18 protein-coding genes are annotated in these 19,245 nt (G+C 35.7%); 11 read left to right on the top strand and 7 right to left on the bottom strand.

Annotation, left to right across the window (positions count from 1 at the left end):
- Window positions 1–126 precede the first annotated feature (126 nt).
- From ABH942_RS10270 to ABH942_RS10245, 6 genes are all read left to right on the top strand, one after another.
- The gene (locus tag ABH942_RS10270) at window positions 127–1,788 is read left to right on the top strand and encodes a hypothetical protein (protein ID WP_370031661.1); all 1,662 of its coding nucleotides are present in this window, start codon (window positions 127–129) and stop codon (window positions 1,786–1,788) included.
- A gap of 2 nt (window positions 1,789–1,790) precedes the next feature.
- Entirely contained in the window at window positions 1,791–2,381 is a 591-nt protein-coding gene (locus ABH942_RS10265; RefSeq protein ID WP_370031659.1) for a DUF6705 family protein, read from the top strand.
- A gap of 47 nt (window positions 2,382–2,428) precedes the next feature.
- A complete protein-coding gene (locus ABH942_RS10260) occupies window positions 2,429–3,025 on the top strand; it encodes a DUF6705 family protein (RefSeq protein ID WP_370031657.1) in 597 nt (198 codons plus the stop codon).
- Between the two features lie 3 nt (window positions 3,026–3,028).
- On the top strand, window positions 3,029–3,646 hold the full coding sequence (locus tag ABH942_RS10255; protein WP_370031656.1) for a DUF6705 family protein: 618 nt from the start codon (window positions 3,029–3,031) through the stop codon (window positions 3,644–3,646).
- Between the two features lie 178 nt (window positions 3,647–3,824).
- Complete coding sequence (locus ABH942_RS10250) at window positions 3,825–4,664, top strand: DUF6597 domain-containing transcriptional factor (protein ID WP_370031654.1); 840 nt, start codon at window positions 3,825–3,827, stop codon at window positions 4,662–4,664.
- A gap of 41 nt (window positions 4,665–4,705) precedes the next feature.
- A complete protein-coding gene (locus ABH942_RS10245; protein WP_370031652.1) occupies window positions 4,706–5,662 on the top strand; it encodes a nitrilase family protein in 957 nt (318 codons plus the stop codon).
- A 177-nt stretch (window positions 5,663–5,839) separates the two neighbouring features.
- Here ABH942_RS10245 and ABH942_RS10240 read toward each other — a convergent pair whose 3' ends face one another.
- The 4 genes from ABH942_RS10240 to ABH942_RS10225 all read right to left on the bottom strand — a co-directional run bounded on the left by ABH942_RS10240 (window position 5,840) and on the right by ABH942_RS10225 (window position 10,991).
- Window positions 5,840–8,014, bottom strand: a complete 2,175-nt coding sequence (locus ABH942_RS10240; protein WP_370031650.1) for a TonB-dependent receptor domain-containing protein — start codon at window positions 8,012–8,014, stop codon at window positions 5,840–5,842.
- 719 nt (window positions 8,015–8,733) lie between these two features.
- Window positions 8,734–9,405 (bottom strand): superoxide dismutase, encoded by a 672-nt coding sequence (locus tag ABH942_RS10235; protein WP_370031649.1) that lies wholly within the window; start codon window positions 9,403–9,405, stop codon window positions 8,734–8,736.
- 102 nt (window positions 9,406–9,507) lie between these two features.
- Complete coding sequence (locus ABH942_RS10230) at window positions 9,508–10,392, bottom strand: cation diffusion facilitator family transporter (protein WP_370031647.1); 885 nt, start codon at window positions 10,390–10,392, stop codon at window positions 9,508–9,510.
- 221 nt (window positions 10,393–10,613) lie between these two features.
- Window positions 10,614–10,991 (bottom strand): hypothetical protein, encoded by a 378-nt coding sequence (locus tag ABH942_RS10225; RefSeq protein WP_370031645.1) that lies wholly within the window; start codon window positions 10,989–10,991, stop codon window positions 10,614–10,616.
- 253 nt (window positions 10,992–11,244) lie between these two features.
- Here ABH942_RS10225 and ABH942_RS10220 point away from each other — a divergent pair, with 253 nt between their 5' ends.
- The 4 genes from ABH942_RS10220 (at window position 11,245) to ABH942_RS10205 (ending at window position 15,645) form a co-directional block, all read left to right on the top strand.
- The gene (locus tag ABH942_RS10220) at window positions 11,245–12,597 is read left to right on the top strand and encodes a TlpA family protein disulfide reductase (protein ID WP_370031643.1); all 1,353 of its coding nucleotides are present in this window, start codon (window positions 11,245–11,247) and stop codon (window positions 12,595–12,597) included.
- A gap of 183 nt (window positions 12,598–12,780) precedes the next feature.
- On the top strand, window positions 12,781–13,581 hold the full coding sequence (locus ABH942_RS10215) for a helix-turn-helix domain-containing protein (RefSeq protein WP_370031641.1): 801 nt from the start codon (window positions 12,781–12,783) through the stop codon (window positions 13,579–13,581).
- Between the two features lie 89 nt (window positions 13,582–13,670).
- Window positions 13,671–14,498, top strand: a complete 828-nt coding sequence (locus ABH942_RS10210; protein WP_370031639.1) for a hypothetical protein — start codon at window positions 13,671–13,673, stop codon at window positions 14,496–14,498.
- A gap of 88 nt (window positions 14,499–14,586) precedes the next feature.
- Window positions 14,587–15,645 (top strand): 3-oxoacyl-ACP synthase III family protein, encoded by a 1,059-nt coding sequence (locus ABH942_RS10205; RefSeq protein WP_370031637.1) that lies wholly within the window; start codon window positions 14,587–14,589, stop codon window positions 15,643–15,645.
- A gap of 62 nt (window positions 15,646–15,707) precedes the next feature.
- Here ABH942_RS10205 and ABH942_RS10200 read toward each other — a convergent pair whose 3' ends face one another.
- The 3 genes from ABH942_RS10200 to ABH942_RS10190 form a co-directional block, all read right to left on the bottom strand.
- The gene (locus ABH942_RS10200; RefSeq protein WP_139998460.1) at window positions 15,708–15,899 is read right to left on the bottom strand and encodes a cold-shock protein; all 192 of its coding nucleotides are present in this window, start codon (window positions 15,897–15,899) and stop codon (window positions 15,708–15,710) included.
- Between the two features lie 15 nt (window positions 15,900–15,914).
- A complete protein-coding gene (locus ABH942_RS10195) occupies window positions 15,915–16,349 on the bottom strand; it encodes a cold-shock protein (protein ID WP_370031635.1) in 435 nt (144 codons plus the stop codon).
- Between the two features lie 157 nt (window positions 16,350–16,506).
- A complete protein-coding gene (locus ABH942_RS10190) occupies window positions 16,507–16,782 on the bottom strand; it encodes an RNA recognition motif domain-containing protein (RefSeq protein WP_370031633.1) in 276 nt (91 codons plus the stop codon).
- Between the two features lie 466 nt (window positions 16,783–17,248).
- Here ABH942_RS10190 and ABH942_RS10185 point away from each other — a divergent pair, with 466 nt between their 5' ends.
- Window positions 17,249–19,159 (top strand): ATP-binding protein, encoded by a 1,911-nt coding sequence (locus ABH942_RS10185; RefSeq protein ID WP_370031632.1) that lies wholly within the window; start codon window positions 17,249–17,251, stop codon window positions 19,157–19,159.
- Window positions 19,160–19,245: the final 86 nt, after the last annotated feature.

Below are 19,245 nucleotides of genomic sequence, written 5' to 3'. Positions count from 1 at the left end.
TTTAAGCAGCTTGAAAGGACATCAATTAAGTTTGCTTATCCGTTTTTAAACACTTAATACCGGATGAAAAACACGTAACTCACAGTTAATCAACAAAAAAGCACTATGTTTACCTAATCACACTTAATGCAGGTGCTTACCAGCACCTTGCATAGAACTTTATTAACTGTTTTAGGACAAGCCGTATTCTTTACTCCTGCACGTTCTTCATCTTTCCTAAACAGACACGCCTTAACCAAGATTATACGCCAAATGAAAATCCGTAAAAAACATCCTAGAATTTTGCTCTGGCTGTCCATATTTGCCATTGCATGCGAGACTGATCCGCTGAACGAACAAAACCAATCAAGTGACGGTACTGAACTGAAACTGGAAACGCTCAGTTTTTCAGATTTTAGTAAAAACAATGCAGCCCTGCAAAAACTGAATGATGTACAATCAGCAGGAAGTAGCTCGCTGCAAAGAAGATCTGTCAATGTAAAAGATTATGGTTATGATGTTGATACCGAAAGTGCCATACGAATTACCCAGGGCGACTTTCACAGCATTACGTTCCGCATCCAAGGCGAACCTGGTGCCAAGATCATCGAAAACCTCATCCTTGTTTCTAACGGAAAGGATTATACCGCATACATTGCAGGGTACATCCTAACGGATAAAGACAGAGAAATGCTGGTTTTAGGAATAAAGCCTAAAAACATAATTCCGAGCACTTTACTGGAGGTTGAAAAAAAAGCAAGTATCAATATTGGCGGTAATGGCAGTAATTGCGTTAGGATAGCAATCATAACCAGAGACTATTGCGATGATAGGAACGGAAACAGGATTACCCACAATGGAGACAACGATGGCCGTTGCGCTTCAAACTGGACGAAGGAGGAATATACAGTCTTTTTTATCAATAAAGACTGTCTTTCAGGCCCGGGAATAGGCCACGGGCCAACATCGGGAAGCGGTAATACAGGTGGTGTTAGCATAGGCCCGGGCAGCGGTGGCGGTGGTGCCGGAAGTCCGGGCAGAGAAGGCACAGGATCAGGAAGCATAACCGAAGACGGGAACACGATAAGGACTACGCCTATACTTTTGCAAGATGAATCTCTACGGCATAACGTTACTCTTAACAAGCTAACAAAAAACAACAGAGACGGTTCAAAAACAAAAATAAAAGAAAAAATAGACGAACTAAGACCAAGAGTAGCAACAGATTTCATGGAAGATGGTGCTCATTTCATCAAGACAGGGCGCAGCTACGAGATAAGGCTGCCAACATCCCGAGGTAGCTATTGGGTTAAATATTCTAATGGTGACCGTGTATTACCTAATACAAAAGTAGTCGTCCATATGCATACCATTTTAGTGGAAGTGAGATGTGGAGTAGATCCTGCTACGGGATTACCTCGCATAGTATATGAGCAGCTGTCTCCCATTTTTTCAGACGCCGATATTTTTAAAACAGCAGAGCAGTTCACAGATCTTAATAATGATGAAGACTTTACAAGCATATTGGTCAGTGAGCAAGGAACATTTGCGCTTAGAGTTGGCAATAAAAATGATCTGGAAGATACCTACAACACCCTTTCAAATGATTCAGTAGCATTTGAGAATTTTCAAAAGCAATTTATGGAAGAAGTAATAGATCCATGTAAAGATGCCCCTAATAGTTGTAATGTATCTAAATTTGTTGAATTTCTCAACACTTACAGAGTCAAAGAACATCCTATTGGTTTGATATTATTTCAAGCTATTTATGACGACCAGCAAAATATTATTAACTGGATAAAAAAGTAAATATGAAAAATATTGTAATATTAATTTCTCTACTTAGTATTTTGACTTGCTATGCTCAGGAGAATATTGTAGCCATTGAACAAAAATCACAACATGATCCGTTTGAAAGACCAAAAATATATTATAAAGATATAAATGGTGTAATGGACAAATTCATAGGTACATGGAAAAGCATTGATATAGGTTCAAATAAGACATTTATAATTACCTTTTCGAAAAACGAAAAGGTTGATAGAGGAGGGTCAAGTCTTACAGATGAATTGGTTAGCAAATATAAGTATACAGTCGACGGTGTAACTGTATTCGACCTGTATAATGATGGTTATAGTTCAATCTCTGGGGCGTGGATAGTTCCTAATAGTTCTTTTATTAACCAAGCGGGATTGATTGTCAGCAATAATAAAATGAAGTTATTTTATTGTGAACCCGCCCAAGAACGAAGGTTTACTGAAAGGCCTACCGGTAATCTGCTAATTGAATATCGAATAGTAGAAAATCGACAAATTCTCGAATGGAATGTTAGTTACTATTCTACAATGGAAGCTGAGATCCCTTTTAAGATTCCCATAACGATGACTCTGGTGAAACAATAGCTATCGAAATAAAGTTGTTGATTATGACAATATTAAAAATTACAACAATGATCGTAATATTGTGCGCATCATCTTGTTTAATCGCTCAGGAAATTGTAAAGCCAATAGAGGATTTACTACATGATAATACTAGTGAATATCCTAATACATATTATAAAGACACCAACAACAAATTACAAAACCTTGTAGGGACATGGGTCTATGATAATGGAACTGACTACTTTAAAATTACATTTTTTAAACAAAAAGTAATTGAAAATGAATATAATAATGTGTATGAAGACAGACTGTTCACAAGATTTTTATACAAAAAGAATGGTAGGGTTATTTATGATAATTATGGTACAAACAGTTATCCAAGAGATCAAGGACTTATAAATGATAAACCAAGCGAGATATCAAGTTCCTTTGTAAAAAACTCGACTATTGGTTTTGTTTACACCGAGCCTTCGAATAATGATTGCCATAGAAGAAAAGTTGGAAGTTTAGATGTTTCATATACTAATGGAAATCCGCTTCAACTCTCATGGAAGCGAACGACAGCGACCAGATATTTTAATGATAGAATTTGCGACAACGGTGTAAGACCTGATAATTCTGATTTTGTTATTCCGGAGAATATGGTGTTGACTAAATTACAGTAAAGTATGAGGGTAAATAGCTTCTTAGTAATAGCGTTAATGTTAGTTGCGTTCTCAATGAAAGCACAAGAAATTGTAAGGCCTATTGAAGACCGTCTACGTAATAATTATATGGATTACCCTAACAGTTATTATAAGGACACCAACAATAAATTGCAAAACCTTGTAGGAAGCTGGGTTTATGATAATGGAGCCGATTACTTTAAGATTACCTTTTATAAAGAGAAAGTAATCGAAAATGAGCATTATAACGTATTTGGGGACAAGCTTTTTGCAAAATTTCTATACAAAAAAGATGGTAGGATTATTTATGATAATTATGGCACAAGCAGTTATTCAAGAGATCAAGGACTGGTGAATACTAAACCAAGCGAGATACAAAGCAGCTTTGTTAAAAACACTACTATAAGTTTTATTTATACAGAACCTTCAACCAATGATTGCCATAGAAGAAAGGTTGGAAGTTTACATATTACATACAGTGGTAATAATCCGCAAAAACTCTCATGGAAACGAAAGACCGCAACCAGATATTTTCATGACATGCTTTGTGATAATGGCTTAAGACCGGATAATTCTGATTTTGTAATTCCTGAAGATATGGTGTTGACTAAATTGCAATAGAGCATGGGATTGAATAACATATTAATACTCGCAGTAATATCGTTTACATTTCAAATGAAAGGGTGTTCTGGTTTCTCTACATAAGCATCTATTTAAGTCCATGTCTAAAAGGTATGCTAAATTTAATTTACGACAACAAGAAATATGTACATTTGGGATATAATTCACGGATTAAATTATGCAGGTACTCCCGCCAGAAGTCTTGTCCCCATATATCAAACATTATCTTTTCCTGGAAAGTGTTGGTGATCCGCATAAAACACTTCGTCTATTTCCTGACGGCAACACTGGAATTGTATTTCTTCTTGAACAAGTTCATTTATCTACCAATCACAGCCAACATCTACCTTCTTCATTTGCGTATGGTCAGATCAGTAATTTTCAAGATCTCACTTTGACTGAACAGACATCCTTTATTATTGTTGTATTCCAGCCGGATGGACTCTACAAGTTGCTGGGCATGTCCGCTCTTGAACTAAAAGAGCAGATTGTTGCTACACAGGATGTGTTTGGACAGGCAGCAAAAAAGCTCTACGATAGCCTTCTACATCTTAAACAGTCAACTGAAAAAGTAAATGCATTAAATACCTTCTTTTACGAATTAGCTATTCAACGCAAGCCTCCTGGTCATACTTTACTTTCCACGATATTACAACATATTACTCACCACAAAGGCCTAGTGACTGTTGAACAACTTGTCCGTTATAGCGGCTATACCGAGCGGCATGTGGAAAGGATATTTGCGGAACAGGTTGGAATAAGTCCCAAAAAATTTGGCAGTATCGTCCAACTCCACTCCTTTTTGAAGTTGCTACGTCATAAAACTGCCGAAACCAATTTGACTACGATCTGCTATCAATCGGGATATTTTGATCAGTCTCACCTCATTAGAACGTTTAAAAAATACACGGGTATCACACCTTCTGAATATCTGAACAGCACAAATAGACTCGCTGTAAATTTTATGGAATTCAAGGACAGCCCTAATCAAATGTCGGGTTTGTACAATTTTACCTAATGCCCTTGGGTTAGCTTTGTCAATAGATCAATTAAGGAGATATGGACAAATTAAAAATTGCGACGGCACAATTTGAGCATAAAAGTGCGGATAAAGCCTATAATCTAACTGTCATAGAGCGACTAGCAAAAGAGGCTGCATCCCAGGGAGCTGACGTGATTGCTTTTCATGAATGCTCTATTACAGGTTATACTTTTGCGCGAGATTTAGATAAACAGCAAATGCTTGCTATCGCTGAACTTGTTCCCGACGGTGAAAGTACCCGGCAACTGATCGCAATAGCATCCAAATATGACATCATTATTCTTGCGGGTTTGTTTGAAAAAGATGAAAGCGACAATTTATACAAGCCTTACATCTGCGTAGACAAAAATGGCTTAATTGCAAAACACCGCAAGCTGCACCCTTTTATCAATCCCCACTTAACAGCAGGACAGGACTATACTATTTTTGAAATCAAAGGATGGAAATGCGGTATTTTGATCTGTTACGATAACAATATCATTGAAAATGTACGTGCGACAAAATTATTGGGAGCTGATATCATCTTTATGCCGCATGTGACCATGTGTACACCTTCATCACGGCCTGGAGCAGGTTTTGTAGATCCTCAGCTTTGGCAAAACCGTGAAAACGATCCGACCTCTCTACGCTTGGAATTCGACGGAATGAAAGGACGCGGCTGGCTGATGAAATGGTTGCCATCCCGGGCCTATGACAATGCAGTTTATGTTGTTTTCTCAAACCCTATTGGTATGGATGACGATCAGTTAAAAAATGGCTGCTCTATGATTTTGGACCCATTCGGGGATATTCTGGCCGAATGCCATACATTTGAAGATAGTTTTGTCACTGCAATAGTGACACCCGAAAAACTAATACAGGCCGGCGGACATCGCTACATGAGCGCCCGACGGCCCGACCTCTACCGCGAGATTATCGGCCAGCAACATAAACCAGCCCAAAAAGTAGTCTGGTTACATCCTGACAATAGTTGATTGGAACTGCTCCCATTTTTGCTACAAAAAGGTAATGCAATTTTTTATTGAAGCCAATCAGTAAAGAAAGGAGCAAAAGATTACTATCTAATTTTATAGCAAGCTAATGCTTCTAACATTTTATGACTACGCAAAAAACTATGAGAATATTCAATCTCTAAAACTATGACATAAGAATCACAAGTTTATCTTTATGCCTCCATTAAAGACAAAACCGTCGGTAGGAGCCCAAATTTCCTTGAACTGTGGATTCTGTAGAGAACCCGTATAAATACTCTCGTGACGTGTTTGTCGTGTATCAGTAAAATTTTCTGCATTAACAAATAGGCTAAAATGTTTGAACCTATATTGAACAGATGCCCCCATCACCCAATAATCTGGTCTTGTTTCTCCATTGCTAAGAGTTTGTCTGCCTGTATAAAAAAGCTCATAACTAGCTATTAATCTTTCATCCCATTCATAAGAAAGCGTCGTATAAATTCGATTCCTTGCAGTGAGCGGGTTAATGACCTTTGTACTATTAAAATGTCTGATAGCATCTATAAAGGTATAGCCACAATATAGCGATATATCATCATAGCGCAATCTTACATTGGTTTCAAAACCTTTACTGTCAAGATAACCTTCGGCATTAGTAAACTCATATCTACCATTGGACAAGGGTATATTATCTAAAATCAAGGGCCGGTTAAGGCGAGTGTAGAAGAACATTTGGTTGATTGAAAAAGAGACTGTCTCGAACAAGCGGGTTTTATAATTTAAGTCAAAATTCATACCTATGGATTTTTCAGATCTGACCCTACTTAGATCAAGCGGTTGAATATCCCTAAAACTTCTTTCTTCAGCTTCTTCAGAAAAAAGCGTGGGTGTCTTATAGCCCAATCCTCCCCCTATTCTTGAAGTAAATTTTGGCGTAATTTTATACAGTACTGAAATTCTGGGAAGAATAAAAAAATCATTCTCATTTGTGCCATCAACCCGTAAACCACTCTCAATAATAAATTTCTCGCTTGCCTTTAAGCTATTTTGTATGAAAGCACCTCCTACAAACAAATTGTTGTTAAGAGAATATGGTGTAGCATTATCTTGTTGAAAATTATCTGTCCACAAATTACCTCCGAAAATCCACTCTGACTTTCCCGTATTGAACAGATAGGAAAGTTCTGAGAAACTTGAGAGCTGCTTTCCCGAAAAATAATAATCTGATTTCCTTATGCTTCTGTTAAATATCCCGATACTGTTCTTGAAGAAAAAAACGGATTCATCAACAAAATGTTTCTCAAATTTAAGTTGGGAAGAAATTCGGCTAGATCTATTTTTTTCAAAATATGAATGTTCATTACTTGCCTTATTTTCGATTAATATCATATCTCCCCCAAGACGATCCTCAAATGAGGAGTTAAGGCCAAATGAAAGTATTGCGGAGGGATTGATATAATAGAAGAATTTTGGATTCAAGGTAAAGCGTGAAAACTTTGGTATATCAGATAGTCCGTCCTTATCGGCATCGTATGCTGCCTGTATATTTTGCGCTGCATATACGGTAATTCCTGTTCTTTTAAACTTTTGACTATAAAACCCGCTAAAATCGGCTGCATTTGTAATATTACCGTTGAGCAGAAACGACAGCCCTCTTTCATCAGTAGGTTCCTTCGTAATGAAATTTATAAGGCCGGCAATAGCTCCCCCTCCATATAAAGTCGATGTGGCTCCTTTTATCACTTCCACTCTTTTGAGATCTAACGGCGGTATCTGGACGAGGCTTAATCCGCCAGAAAATCCTGAATACAGAGGAAAGCCATCTTTTAATAATTGGGTATACTTACCGTCAAGTCCTTGGATACGTATGCTGGCATTAGCGGATGTCGCAGATGTTTGCTGTGTCTGAATGCCCGTACTTTCCGTAAGTATCATTTTAGCATTAGCTGGCTGCATCGTAATTTTCTCATCCAATTCTTCGCCACCAATAGTTTCTACCCGGGTTGGGATATCAGAAATTGCCCTACTGGAACGGGTAGCCGTTATGACGACTTCTTCCATATCCTGCGCTTCGCTATCCATCAATATGATTTGTTCGGAAATATCAGCTATGGGAAAGTCATATTGTATCTCCTTTGATCTATAACCGATAAGACTCAATAAGACGGTTTGTCTGCCATCTGGCACATTATCCAGGATTGCAACTCCCGTACTATCACTTTTTGTAACAATATTTGTTTTTAAAATAGACACGGACGCAAACCTGATCGGTTCGTTTGTGCTATTATCTTTTAATGTCAATTTTAGTGTGTTTTGCGCAAATGCAAAACCGATGCTGAACAGCAATGCCAGCACCAAAAAGAATGTTTTCATTTTAATTTGATTTTATATTGAACAATAAATACCCTAAGGCAATACAGTCCTTAATCAAATCAACAACTTACAGAAGAAAATATACCTTTTTTTATAATAAGGTTCATCAGTATTATATGATACTGTAGTATAATCCGACTCTAAAAAACAAATCGGCTGTTCATACATCGCTTGGATAGGTAATACTACAAAATCAAAAGATTTTTCAGTTTTTTGGCTCTGAACGGTAGACAGATCGTCTGCCTGGACATATGTATCGTATATGTCATCAAAGGTATTAGTGAGGGGACCAATATTCAGCTCCAAGGCCGCCTGCAAATAACAAGCGGTTACCAGGAATATTAAAAGATATTTATACAGGCCTTTCATATTACGTACAAATATAATTTATTTCCATTTTGGGGGCGATTCTTTAATCAAATTTAACTTGTAATAATTACCCAATGAATCAGTATTTATGGAGGTATAGAGCCACCTCTTGACTCTCCTGAATCCACATAAAAATCAAAATTTTATTTTGTAAAGAAAATGCCATCGTAATTGATGGCATTTTTGTTTAGTAACGTTTTTTATGGCATCGCGTTTTAAAAAAATGTATCGGAATGGGTTTGATATATAGTTTGAGCTATGCCAAAACAATAATATAAAATAAAATCGACCTCCAAATTTTACTCAAGAGGTCGATTTACATCCTATCTATTTACGTATTCTATTGAAAATTACTTTCCAATAGCTTTCGCGTATCTTTTGCTAACTGTTTCCCAATTTACGATACTCCATATAGCGGAAAGATAATCAGCTCTTTTATTCTGATACTTTAAATAATAAGCATGTTCCCATACGTCAATTCCAAAAATTGGAGTGCCTTTTACTTCCGCAACATTCATTAGCGGGTTATCCTGATTAGGAGTGGATGTTATTACTAACTTTTTATCAGGACTGACAATCAGCCAAGCCCATCCCGAACCAAATCTTCCGGCAGCCTCTTTGCTCAATGCCTCTTTGAAAGCATCCATACTTCCAAAAGTTTTATTGATTGCCTCAGAAAGCTCTGTAGAAGGCTTCGTATCCTTTTTCGGCGTCAGGACAGTCCAGAATAGTTCATGATTGTAATGTCCACCCGCATTATTTCTTACGGTAGCACTCTGTTCAGATATTTTTGAAAAGATACTTTCCAAACTTTCTTTTTCCAATGGTGTGCCTGCAATAGCCTTATTAAGATTATTTACATAAGCTGCCGCATGTTTTGTGTAATGGATTTCCATTGTCTGCGCATCTATTGCATTTTCAAATGCATTGTAGGCATACGGAAGAGGAGTTTGTTTAAATTGTGCAAACGAAGTTTGCGAAAACACGAAAGCGAATACGCTCGCTACTATCATTTTTTTCATAATATATTGATTTTAAAAATTTATACTTTTTTCTATTGACATAAAATCTAACAATATTTCAGATTCTTTGTCTGCGCATGAATAGACCTACTTATTTAAACTTTACATTTCATTAAATGGTTCAATATGAATCAACACATGACCTAATTGCGGCATTTGTTCCCGCAAATAATCTTTAAGTCTATGAGCAATAATATGCCCTTCCTCCACTGTTAGGTCGTATTTTACCAAAGCGTGTAAATCGATATGGTATTTGGTTCCAGATTTCCTAACAAAACATTTTTCAGTACCTTTTACTCCTTCTACTTTTAGAGATTTTTCTCTTATTTCCTGAATGAGTTCCTGATAAACATTTTCATCCATGATTTCTCCCAATGCCGGTCGAAAAATAAGATAACAGTTATAAAGGATAAAGCCTGATGCAAAAAGTGCGGCAAAATCATCTGCATTTTCATATCCCTTTCCAAGTATCAGCGCTATTGAAATACCTATAAATGCCGCAACAGAAGTAATAGCGTCACTGCGGTGATGCCAGGCATCTGCTTTCAAGGATGAACTTCCCGTCTCTTTACTCTTGCGTAATACAATTCTATAGGAGGTTTCTTTCCATATAATAATACCGCCCAGTACAAATAATGTCCACTTTTCGGGTAGCTCGTGCGGAGTGCCAATATTCTGAATGCTTTCATGAGCTATAATCGTGGCTGAAATAATCAGAAACCCAACTACCACAAAAGTAACCAAAGGCTCAATTCTCCCATGTCCGTAGGGATGGTTTTCATCTGCGGGTCTTTGTGCATATTTAAGTCCGAAAAGAACTAAAAAAGATGAAAAAATATCAGTAGTAGATTCAATTGCATCTGCAATCAGTGCATACGAATTCCCAAAATATCCGGCTAACCATTTTAACATGGCAAGAAAAAAATTTCCTACTATACTAAAATAAGTAGCCTTAATAGCCTTTTGCTCTAAAGTTTGTTCTTTCATTAGTATTTTAATACTATTTTTTAAGGAGTAGCCTGCAAGTTGCCCTATTTTGTAGCACATGAAATGAAAATACAAAATACATCAAGCCTAACAGGAACACTTATAGTGCTACAAGTTTATATATCAAAGTTTACTATGTTAATCCATTGAAATAAATCAACATATCCCAATAAAGGTGTTCTTATACGATTTTTTCATAGAATGCGAAGTTGCACTCTTGATTAACATAATCTAGGAGGCTGCCAGATTTTCGGCAATACCAATGAGGGAACAAATTTTTCTTTGTAAAAAGAGAATAGATCCTTAGATCGGATAACTACTTTTTTACTATGGAAAACAAATATATTTTTAGGAGTTATAACCATTACCTGCAACAAATCAGAATGTCGCATAAAGGGTAGTTTCATATCCGTTTCCCTGTCTGCATCTTTTTCATGGCCTCTATAATGATGGCTCATAAAATGCAAGAAATCCATATTACTGTTTTTGTTATGGTCTATAAAGTGTGACACCAATACTGGAACTTTCAACAACTGAAACAACTCAGTAGTTGAAAATAAAAATGAAGACAATAGTAATATGGCTATAAATTTTCTCACTTAAACAAAGGTAACAATTTATGGTTTTTAAATAGTTACTTAAACTCATTTAATAATCTGAAATAGGCAAGATTTAATCAATCATATATTTTAATGCAGCAACTAAAAATACACTTGAAATCTAGTTTCTAACAATCTGATGGCTTGTCGAGTTAATGATGTCTTGCATTTAACATCAAAAAATGAAAGATGTTATTTTGAAAGATGTTTACTTAAAGTAAGTATATTTGATTTAAACTTAAGATAGAGATTTATGAAAAAACTAATTACGTTTGCCTTATCCTTGCTTTTATTTTCATGTGCAAAAGAAGCCGCTCCGGAATACACTATTATTTCGGGGAAGATGACCAATACAGAAGACGGGAAATTTGCTATTAGAGGAAATTCTTTCCAAAAAGAAATCACTGTAAAAGAAGACGGAAGTTTTACTGATACGCTTCAGCTAGGATATAACGGAACATACGAAATTGGAAGACAAAACATTTATCTGCACAAGGGCAAAAATCTTTCTTTTGAGGCTAATTTCGAAAAACTGAATGATATTGTTTTTACCGGAGATTTGGCCGCCGAAAACAATTATATTGCTAAGAAAGGAAAACTTCAGGAAGAAATAATAGGCAGTGATGCCAAAACGCTTTTTTCTCTTGAAGAAACCGATTATTTGGCAAAAATTGACGAATTGGCTAAAAAGCGCAACAAACTATTAGAAGGCAGCACTTTTACAATTAGCGATTTTAAAGATAAAGAAGCTAGAAACTTAAATTATCATAAAGAATATCTTTTAAAAATTTATCCTGATTATCATGGCGTTTTTGCAGGAAATGAAAATTTTAAAGTTTCTGAAAATTATCCAAAAACCAATGATGCTATTGATTTTGACAATGGAGCTGATTTTGATTTTTCAACATCATACCGCCAACTTGTCCTAACACATTTTGATGATGAAACTCAGAAAGAAGCTAAAAAGAATGGGGATTTTCATGATGCCGTGATAGCAAAAATAAAAGCACTAAAAAATCAAAATATTAAAAATGCTTTGGCAGAAACGTTTTCATACGAAGTCTCTCTTTCTATTCAAAAAATGGAAGCATTTTATAATAACCTTTTATCGATTTCAACAGATGATAATTTTAAAAAGGAATTGACTGAGAAATACAATAAATTAAAAAAACTTACCAAGGGAAATCCTTCTCCTAAATTCAATTATGAAAACATCAAAGGAGGAACAACCTCACTCGATGATTTGAAAGGGAAATTTGTTTACATCGATGTTTGGGCAACGTGGTGCGGTCCTTGTATGGAAGAACTCCCTTTTATGAAAGAAATTGAAAAGAAATATCATGGCAAAAACATTGCTTTTGTAAGCATTTCTGTTGATGAGAAAAAAGACTCTGAAAAATGGAAAAAAGTTGTCACACAGAGAGAAATGCAAGGAGTTCAACTCCATGCAGATAACGCATTTCAATCCCAATTTGTGAAGGATTATGCCATTGATGGTATACCTCGTTTTATTTTACTTGACCCTAACGGAAACATTGTTTCTGGTGACGCTCCCAGACCATCAGAAGAACAATTAATCAAATTATTTACAGAGCTTGGCATTTAATTAATTCAAGTATATAACGTCTAAAAAGTTTTAGTTATTAAAGCCTGCAAAAATTATATTTGCAGGCTTTTTTGTATGTCACGCTAAGGCGACCTATTAACTCCTACCTTTGCGATCAATAATCGGAATAATCATGGGGAACACTGTATTTCCAAACATTAAATTTATACGCAGTAAACACTAATGAAACTACATTTTTATAAACCAAACAGTAAAATTTTAGAAAAATATATTGAAGGTTATTACTTCATCTCCGAAGATAAACACCTAAATCAGGTAAAATACCGGACTTTCCCAAATAACTTTTGCATACTGACCACCAATCAGAACATAGCGGTTGAAGTCACAAATAATGAAGTTACGATACAATCTTCGGCAGAAGAAAACATGATGACTTGTGTCGTATCACGATATACATCGCCCATTCAGATTCATTATAAGCATCCTATAAATGAAATTACCATTTACTTTAAGCCTTTAGGCATCAATCACTTTTTAAAGGATACCAAGGAGGTATTTTCGAATAATACGCTTTTGGATTTTACCTTTTTCCCGGATTTTAATGCTAAAATATTAGAGATTTTTAATCTGGACAGAGACCAACAGATTCAGGAATTGGAAGATTATTTAGTATCAAAACTGCAAACCAAAGACTTTTCTTTAATTGAAAAAATACTTGTCGATATTGAGTCTGATATCAAAATTGAATACATTGCCAAAAAACACCATATCACAAGGCAATATCTTAATAAGCTATTTAAAAAGCATGTGGGTAAATCGCTTTCAGAGTATAGAAAAATACACCGTTTCAGGAACTCCCTGATTCAGCAAAAAGGAAGCAAAAACTTCACCGATTTATCGTTATGTGGTTTTTATGACCAATCTCATTTTATCAGAAACTTTAAGGAACTTGCCCACATTAATCCGCAGCTGTTTTTTAAAAATGTCGATCTGGACAAAGAAAATATATGGCTTTTTATTTAAGTGTTTCCATTAGTACAATCCTATGATTGGAAGACAGGCTACATTTGCAGTAGTACACAAAAACAGGGTTACCTCTTAATTTAAAAAGCATGGATTTAAAAAAGGCACATTTATACCTCTATACATTTTGTCGGTATTTTTTAGCAACGATGATTATTTCGTACGCATTTGCCAAAATATTTGAAACACAATTTACCTCTCAGCCAAACATATATGACAAACCCATAGGTTCATTAAGTGGTTTCCAGCTTACGTGGTATTATTATGGATATTCCTATTGGTATGGACTTGTAATAGCCGTTACACAAATAATTAGCTCCATATTATTATTTTTTAGGAAAACCACAAGAATCGGAATCATACTGTTTCTCACCTTTATGGTTAATATCCTTTTGATGGATTTTGCTTATGATATTCAGGGAGCAAAAGGAATGGCACTGACATTAACCCTGATGGCCTTATTTGTGTTGTTATCAGATTACAAGGCTTTATTAAAATATTTTGTTCAGGAGCCGCCATTATTCCAAGATAGCGACAGACCAATGCGAATGAACAAAATAAGTAAAATCAAATTCATTTATATACCACTGGTATTCATTGGTTTCTTTGTTTTGATATATACCCTAAAAAATAAGTATATGGGTAAAAACGAGTTCTATGGAACCTGGGAAAATGTCGAAACAGCAGAAAGATTGCATTTTGAAGCTGCCAATACTTTTCAGATCAACAAAAGAAATGAGTTGGAGAATTTTGTAAACGGTAACTATACATTCACAAAAGACTCCTTAACTTTAATAGGCTCTAAAACCACCTCAGAAAAAGCAGAGAATTATTTAAAAGGGAGTTACAAATTAATTGAAAACAATTTAATTATCACGGTCAAAAACAACACCTTGAAATTCAAAAGAATTAGATAATACGCATATAATCTAAAATCATTATATTTACGGCATCACTTTAATTCTCTTCATAAACGAAGTTACTGTAAAAAGTGACCTTTTTTTAATGACGAGTAAAATTATCGGGGTGGGAAACTATATTCCTTCCCAAACCATTACCAATTTATTTTTTGACAAGCATCATTTTTTAGACCAAACAGGATATGCTTTAAAACAGGACAATGCAACCATTGCCAACAAACTGAAAGAAATTACAGGTATTGAAGAAAGGCGTTATGCCACTTCTGATCAGGTAGCTTCTGATTTGGGTTTCTTCGCTGCTCAATCTGCCATAGAAGATTCAGGAATCGATCCGGAAACATTAGACTACATTATTTTTGCACATAATTTTGGCGATGTCAGAACAGGAACTATCCAATCTGATATGGTTCCAAGTCTTGCGGCACGGGTCAAACATCTTTTAAAAATCAAGAATAATTTTTGTGTGGCCTATGACGTCCTGTTCGGATGTCCGGGCTGGATTGAAGGTATGATACAGGCCAATGCTTTTATTAAATCCGGCATAGCCAAAAGATGTCTTGTTATAGGCGCAGAAACGCTTACCCGCGTGGTCGACATTCACGATAGAGACAGCATGATTTATGCTGATGGAGCCGGTGCTGCTATTCTCGAAGGCAGTACAGATGGATCAGGAATAAAATCACATATATCAGGTTCTTTCACACTAAATGAGAAAGACTACCTGCATTTTGGAAAATCCTATAATATTGAAAATTGCCCCAGTGTACGCTACTTAAAAATGGAGGGTAAAAAAATCTATGAATTTGCCCTTTTGAATGTTCCTAGCGCAATGCAGAAATGTCTGGACAATAGCGGCTATTCAATCAGTGACCTTACTAAAATAATAATTCATCAGGCTAATGAAAAGATGGATGAAGCGATTGTGAACCGCTTTTATAAAATCTACAATACTCCAGTACCTGAAAATATAATGCCAATGGTTATCCATAAGCTCGGAAATAGCAGCGTAGCTACAATCCCATCACTGCTAACCATGATTTTAAAAGGCGAATTGCCTCAGCATTCTATCAAAAAAGACGATGTTGTTCTTTTTGCTTCCGTAGGAGCCGGTATGAATATCAATGCCTTTGTCTACAAGTTTTAAAAATAAAAAAGGTGTATAAAATAAAATTATTTATACACCTTTTTACAAACTAGTACAGGTAATTACTTTCTTTTGACATTAACGGCGATTAGCCCTTTTTGTCCTTTTTCTATATCAAAAACTACTTTGTCGTCTTCACGAATTTTATCTAATAATCCAGTACTGTGGACAAAAATATCCTCATTACTTCCTTCTTGTGAAATGAATCCAAATCCCTTGGTTTCATTAAAAAATTTTACTGTGCCTTCTTGCATCTTTTTTTTAATTTGTTATTTATTACTTTTTATGTCAGTTGCCTGATATCCTTTTACTGTTTTTTCTTTTCTGTACTGTACCTTATCATTTTTTTTGACAGGCTCATTTAATTGTCCGTAATGAAAGAAAATATTTTCATTACTATTTTCTTCTGTAATAAAGCCATATCCTTTTTCACTCATGTAAGAAACTATTCCAGAGAAAACTGTATCTGCTGTAATCATTTGGGAATCTTTAGCTTGCTTTGCTTTTGCTGCATCTTCTTCCCTATTCTGGGCATGAGGAGGTAATGAAGTGAAATTACCATTGATATCGACATAAACAATCATGTCGTCAAGTTCTTTCCCTTTATTGTTATTTGTTTTTCGTTCTTCTCTTCTGGATATTTTATCCTGTTGTTTTTTTTGTTTTTTCTTGTTGTTTTCTTTTTTAAAAAACGAATCTGCCATGCTGGGTTTTTAGTTTAAATGGGATAAGAAGATGAGCTTTCGAATGCATTAGCATTCATATACACTTCTTCCGATTCGCCGAACATAGTTTTCAGAAACATCCGACGATTGATAATTTTCAATATGTGGCAGCTCTGGCCAAAAATGAGGTATGTATCTAGTAGCGTTTTTTATTAAAACGTGTATCGTTTTCTTTTGGCAATGCTTCTTTTACTGCCATTGTACGTGAGTCAAGTTCTGATTCGTTCAGGTTGTTGATCGCATTCTGTGCTTCCTCGTTATCAGGCATTTCTACAAAGGCAAATCCTCTGGAGTTTCCGGAAAATTTGTCTGTAATGATTTTAGCTGAAGTAACTTCACCAAAAGCAGCAAACAAGTCAAACAATTGTTCTTCTGTAGTCCTAAAATTCAGGTTGCCAACAAAAATATTCATAAGTAATATAGATTAAGATTAAAAAAATGGCACCTGAAAAAGCAAAAACTGAGAGAGAGAAAAAGAGTGTTTTAAACTATTCCAGAAAAGGCAACAGAAACCTGTTATATAATTATCGCCGACAAATGTAGTCAATGATTATTGATAATCAACGAAATATATTGTTTTATTTTAAAAATAAAATACCTCCTGAAATCAATTTCAGCCCAAAAAATCAATTCCGTAACCATTCCTATTTCTTAAAACACTGATAAATAAGAATATGATATGTTGTTATTTTTTTTCACAGAATACTATTCCTCAAAGAAATAATAAGCAATAACCCGGTTTTTACTGGGTTATTAATTATAAGTATCTTTTAAGTAGAAATTGCTGTTGTGAAAAAAAATATATTATTATTCCTGCTTTTATAGAAAACCACTTCGCATGATTATAATCCTTATTTTTACAATCAAAAAATAAGAAGATGCCCAAACCATTCCCCACAAGACACTTTTTACTTTCGGCTATATTTTTCCTTTGTTTTTCCTATTCCTACTCTCAAACACAGGAAATACACAAACTTCAAAAAAGCCTGCCTTTTATAAAAGACAGTATTTCTTATGTCAATAAAATCAACCGTATTGGTATGTTGATGTACATGAAAAATGCTGACAGCAGTCTGATTTATGGTATGAATGCCCGTACGGTAGCAGCTCGAATCAACTATAAAAAAGGAGCCGTCGATGCAGAAAATGTTATTGGGATTTCATTAGCTTTAAAAGGACTCAGCAGAGAAGCTCTAAATATATTCAGTCAGGTACTGGCTGACTACCAAGAAATGGGCGACAAACCCAATACGGTCCAACTCTACATGAATTTAGCGAGTCTTCAGATGCAGGTCGGAAATCAACTTCGCGCCATAGAGTATAACAAGGAAGCTATGAAAATAGGAAAAGATATCCCAACTGACAGTATCATGAGCAGGGTGTATGCCAACTATTGCATGGCAAACACCCAACTTCCTGAAGATAGCGTCCACTATTATTTGGGAAGATCCAATCAAATTGGTGAAAGAATAAATGATAAGTCACTGCTTATAGGCAACAAGCAGATTCTTGGTATTTTTTACATGGTGCGTGGTTTAAGAGATAAAGCCTTGCCTCTATTGGAAAGCTCTCTCAAAGAGGCAAAGGAAGCCAAATTGGAACGATTGGAGCTCCAAGGTCTTAACGCTATGGCAGAATATAACGCCACAAATCCGGAACTAGCCATGAAATACATGGAAGAACAGATGGCAATAATTGAATCCAGCGGTTATGACGAATTAAAAGCACCAGCCCTATTTTCAATGCTGCGGTTTGCCAAAATGATGGGCAATATTGATAAAGAGCGGGAATTAAGCGAAAAGATGATTGATGCACAACTAAGACGACAAGCAAGTTTGCAAAAATTTATAGGCGACTACGTCCATTACTACCAATTACAGGAAAACAACAAAGATTTAGAAAAATCTCAGAAAGCATCACGACAAACAATTATGATGTTGACTATCTTTTCTATAATCTGCGGTGTCTTGCTATTGCTCCTATTCCGTGCTTATAAAAAAATACGAACCGATTCCAAAAAGAAAGCGGCATTATACGAAATCATCGACAAGAAGAATGTTTCTTTATCTGAAGCCGATGCCATGAAATCAAACCTGGTCTCCATCTTGGCACATGATTTCCGTTCGCCTCTTATTTCAACACTTTATATGATCCGATTGCTGGAGCGCAACACCGAACTTACCGAATCTGAAAAAGAATCTTTTTACCTGACAATAAGTAACGATATTTCCGGAACGCTTGAAAATTTTGACGCTACCCTGCAATGGATTAAACGACAGCTTGGCGAATTCAAGATTAATTTTGAAACCGTCGATATCCGTTCGCTCCTTGACGAAGCCATTAGCGGATACAACGCACAGCTGAATGAAAAAGGCATTAGCATTATCAATAATGTGCCTGAAGGCATTTTTGCCACATCCGACAAAGAAATGCTGCAATTTGTAAATAGGAACCTATTGTCAAATGCACTAAAGTTTTCCCCAAAAGGCAAGACAATTGCTGTAGATGCATTCAAAAACGGTTCGGAAATTGTTATTTCTGTAAAAGACGAAGGTCCGGGATTATCAGACACCCAGATAGAAAAACTGTTTTCTATAAGCAGCAAAGGCGGTTCGCTGCATGAAGGCGCAGGTATAGCACTTTCGTTTAGTAAAGACTTTATCGTAAAACTTGGAGGAAGAATTTGGGCAGAAAACCGTACTATAGCTGGTAGTATTTTTAGCTATGCTGTTCCATCCAACCCGATTATTAATAAAGCTATGGAGACACATTCCAAAATTGTAGCTTAATCATTACCAGTAAAGACAGGCAAAAAATAAAATACTCCCACAATTTACTTATTTGCCTGTCGTGAAAAACTGGTAAGGAGAGCGTA

Origin of the sequence: Flavobacterium sp. 28YEA47A (assembly GCF_041262125.1) — a bacterium.
Taxonomy (GTDB): domain Bacteria; phylum Bacteroidota; class Bacteroidia; order Flavobacteriales; family Flavobacteriaceae; genus Flavobacterium.
Note: the sequence above shows the minus strand (reverse complement) of the source record. Positions and strands in the feature narration are given on the sequence as shown.

Bases quoted from the DNA above. Each gene is read 5' to 3' on its own strand.
- ABH942_RS10210 (WP_370031639.1), top strand. From the start codon at position 13,671: ATGGATTTAAAAAAGGCACATTTATACCTCTATACATTTTGTCGGTAT.
- ABH942_RS10185 (WP_370031632.1), top strand. From the start codon at position 17,249: ATGCCCAAACCATTCCCCACAAGACACTTTTTACTTTCGGCTATATTT.
- ABH942_RS10240 (WP_370031650.1), bottom strand. From the start codon at position 8,014: ATGAAAACATTCTTTTTGGTGCTGGCATTGCTGTTCAGCATCGGTTTT.
- ABH942_RS10205 (WP_370031637.1), top strand. From the start codon at position 14,587: ATGACGAGTAAAATTATCGGGGTGGGAAACTATATTCCTTCCCAAACC.
- ABH942_RS10220 (WP_370031643.1), top strand. From the start codon at position 11,245: ATGAAAAAACTAATTACGTTTGCCTTATCCTTGCTTTTATTTTCATGT.
- ABH942_RS10265 (WP_370031659.1), top strand. From the start codon at position 1,791: ATGAAAAATATTGTAATATTAATTTCTCTACTTAGTATTTTGACTTGC.
- ABH942_RS10245 (WP_370031652.1), top strand. From the start codon at position 4,706: ATGGACAAATTAAAAATTGCGACGGCACAATTTGAGCATAAAAGTGCG.
- ABH942_RS10250 (WP_370031654.1), top strand. From the start codon at position 3,825: ATGCAGGTACTCCCGCCAGAAGTCTTGTCCCCATATATCAAACATTAT.
- ABH942_RS10200 (WP_139998460.1), bottom strand. From the start codon at position 15,899: ATGCAAGAAGGCACAGTAAAATTTTTTAATGAAACCAAGGGATTTGGA.
- ABH942_RS10230 (WP_370031647.1), bottom strand. From the start codon at position 10,392: ATGAAAGAACAAACTTTAGAGCAAAAGGCTATTAAGGCTACTTATTTT.
- ABH942_RS10255 (WP_370031656.1), top strand. From the start codon at position 3,029: ATGAGGGTAAATAGCTTCTTAGTAATAGCGTTAATGTTAGTTGCGTTC.
- ABH942_RS10260 (WP_370031657.1), top strand. From the start codon at position 2,429: ATGATCGTAATATTGTGCGCATCATCTTGTTTAATCGCTCAGGAAATT.
- ABH942_RS10195 (WP_370031635.1), bottom strand. From the start codon at position 16,349: ATGGCAGATTCGTTTTTTAAAAAAGAAAACAACAAGAAAAAACAAAAA.
- ABH942_RS10215 (WP_370031641.1), top strand. From the start codon at position 12,781: ATGAAACTACATTTTTATAAACCAAACAGTAAAATTTTAGAAAAATAT.
- ABH942_RS10270 (WP_370031661.1), top strand. From the start codon at position 127: ATGCAGGTGCTTACCAGCACCTTGCATAGAACTTTATTAACTGTTTTA.
- ABH942_RS10235 (WP_370031649.1), bottom strand. From the start codon at position 9,405: ATGAAAAAAATGATAGTAGCGAGCGTATTCGCTTTCGTGTTTTCGCAA.
- ABH942_RS10190 (WP_370031633.1), bottom strand. From the start codon at position 16,782: ATGAATATTTTTGTTGGCAACCTGAATTTTAGGACTACAGAAGAACAA.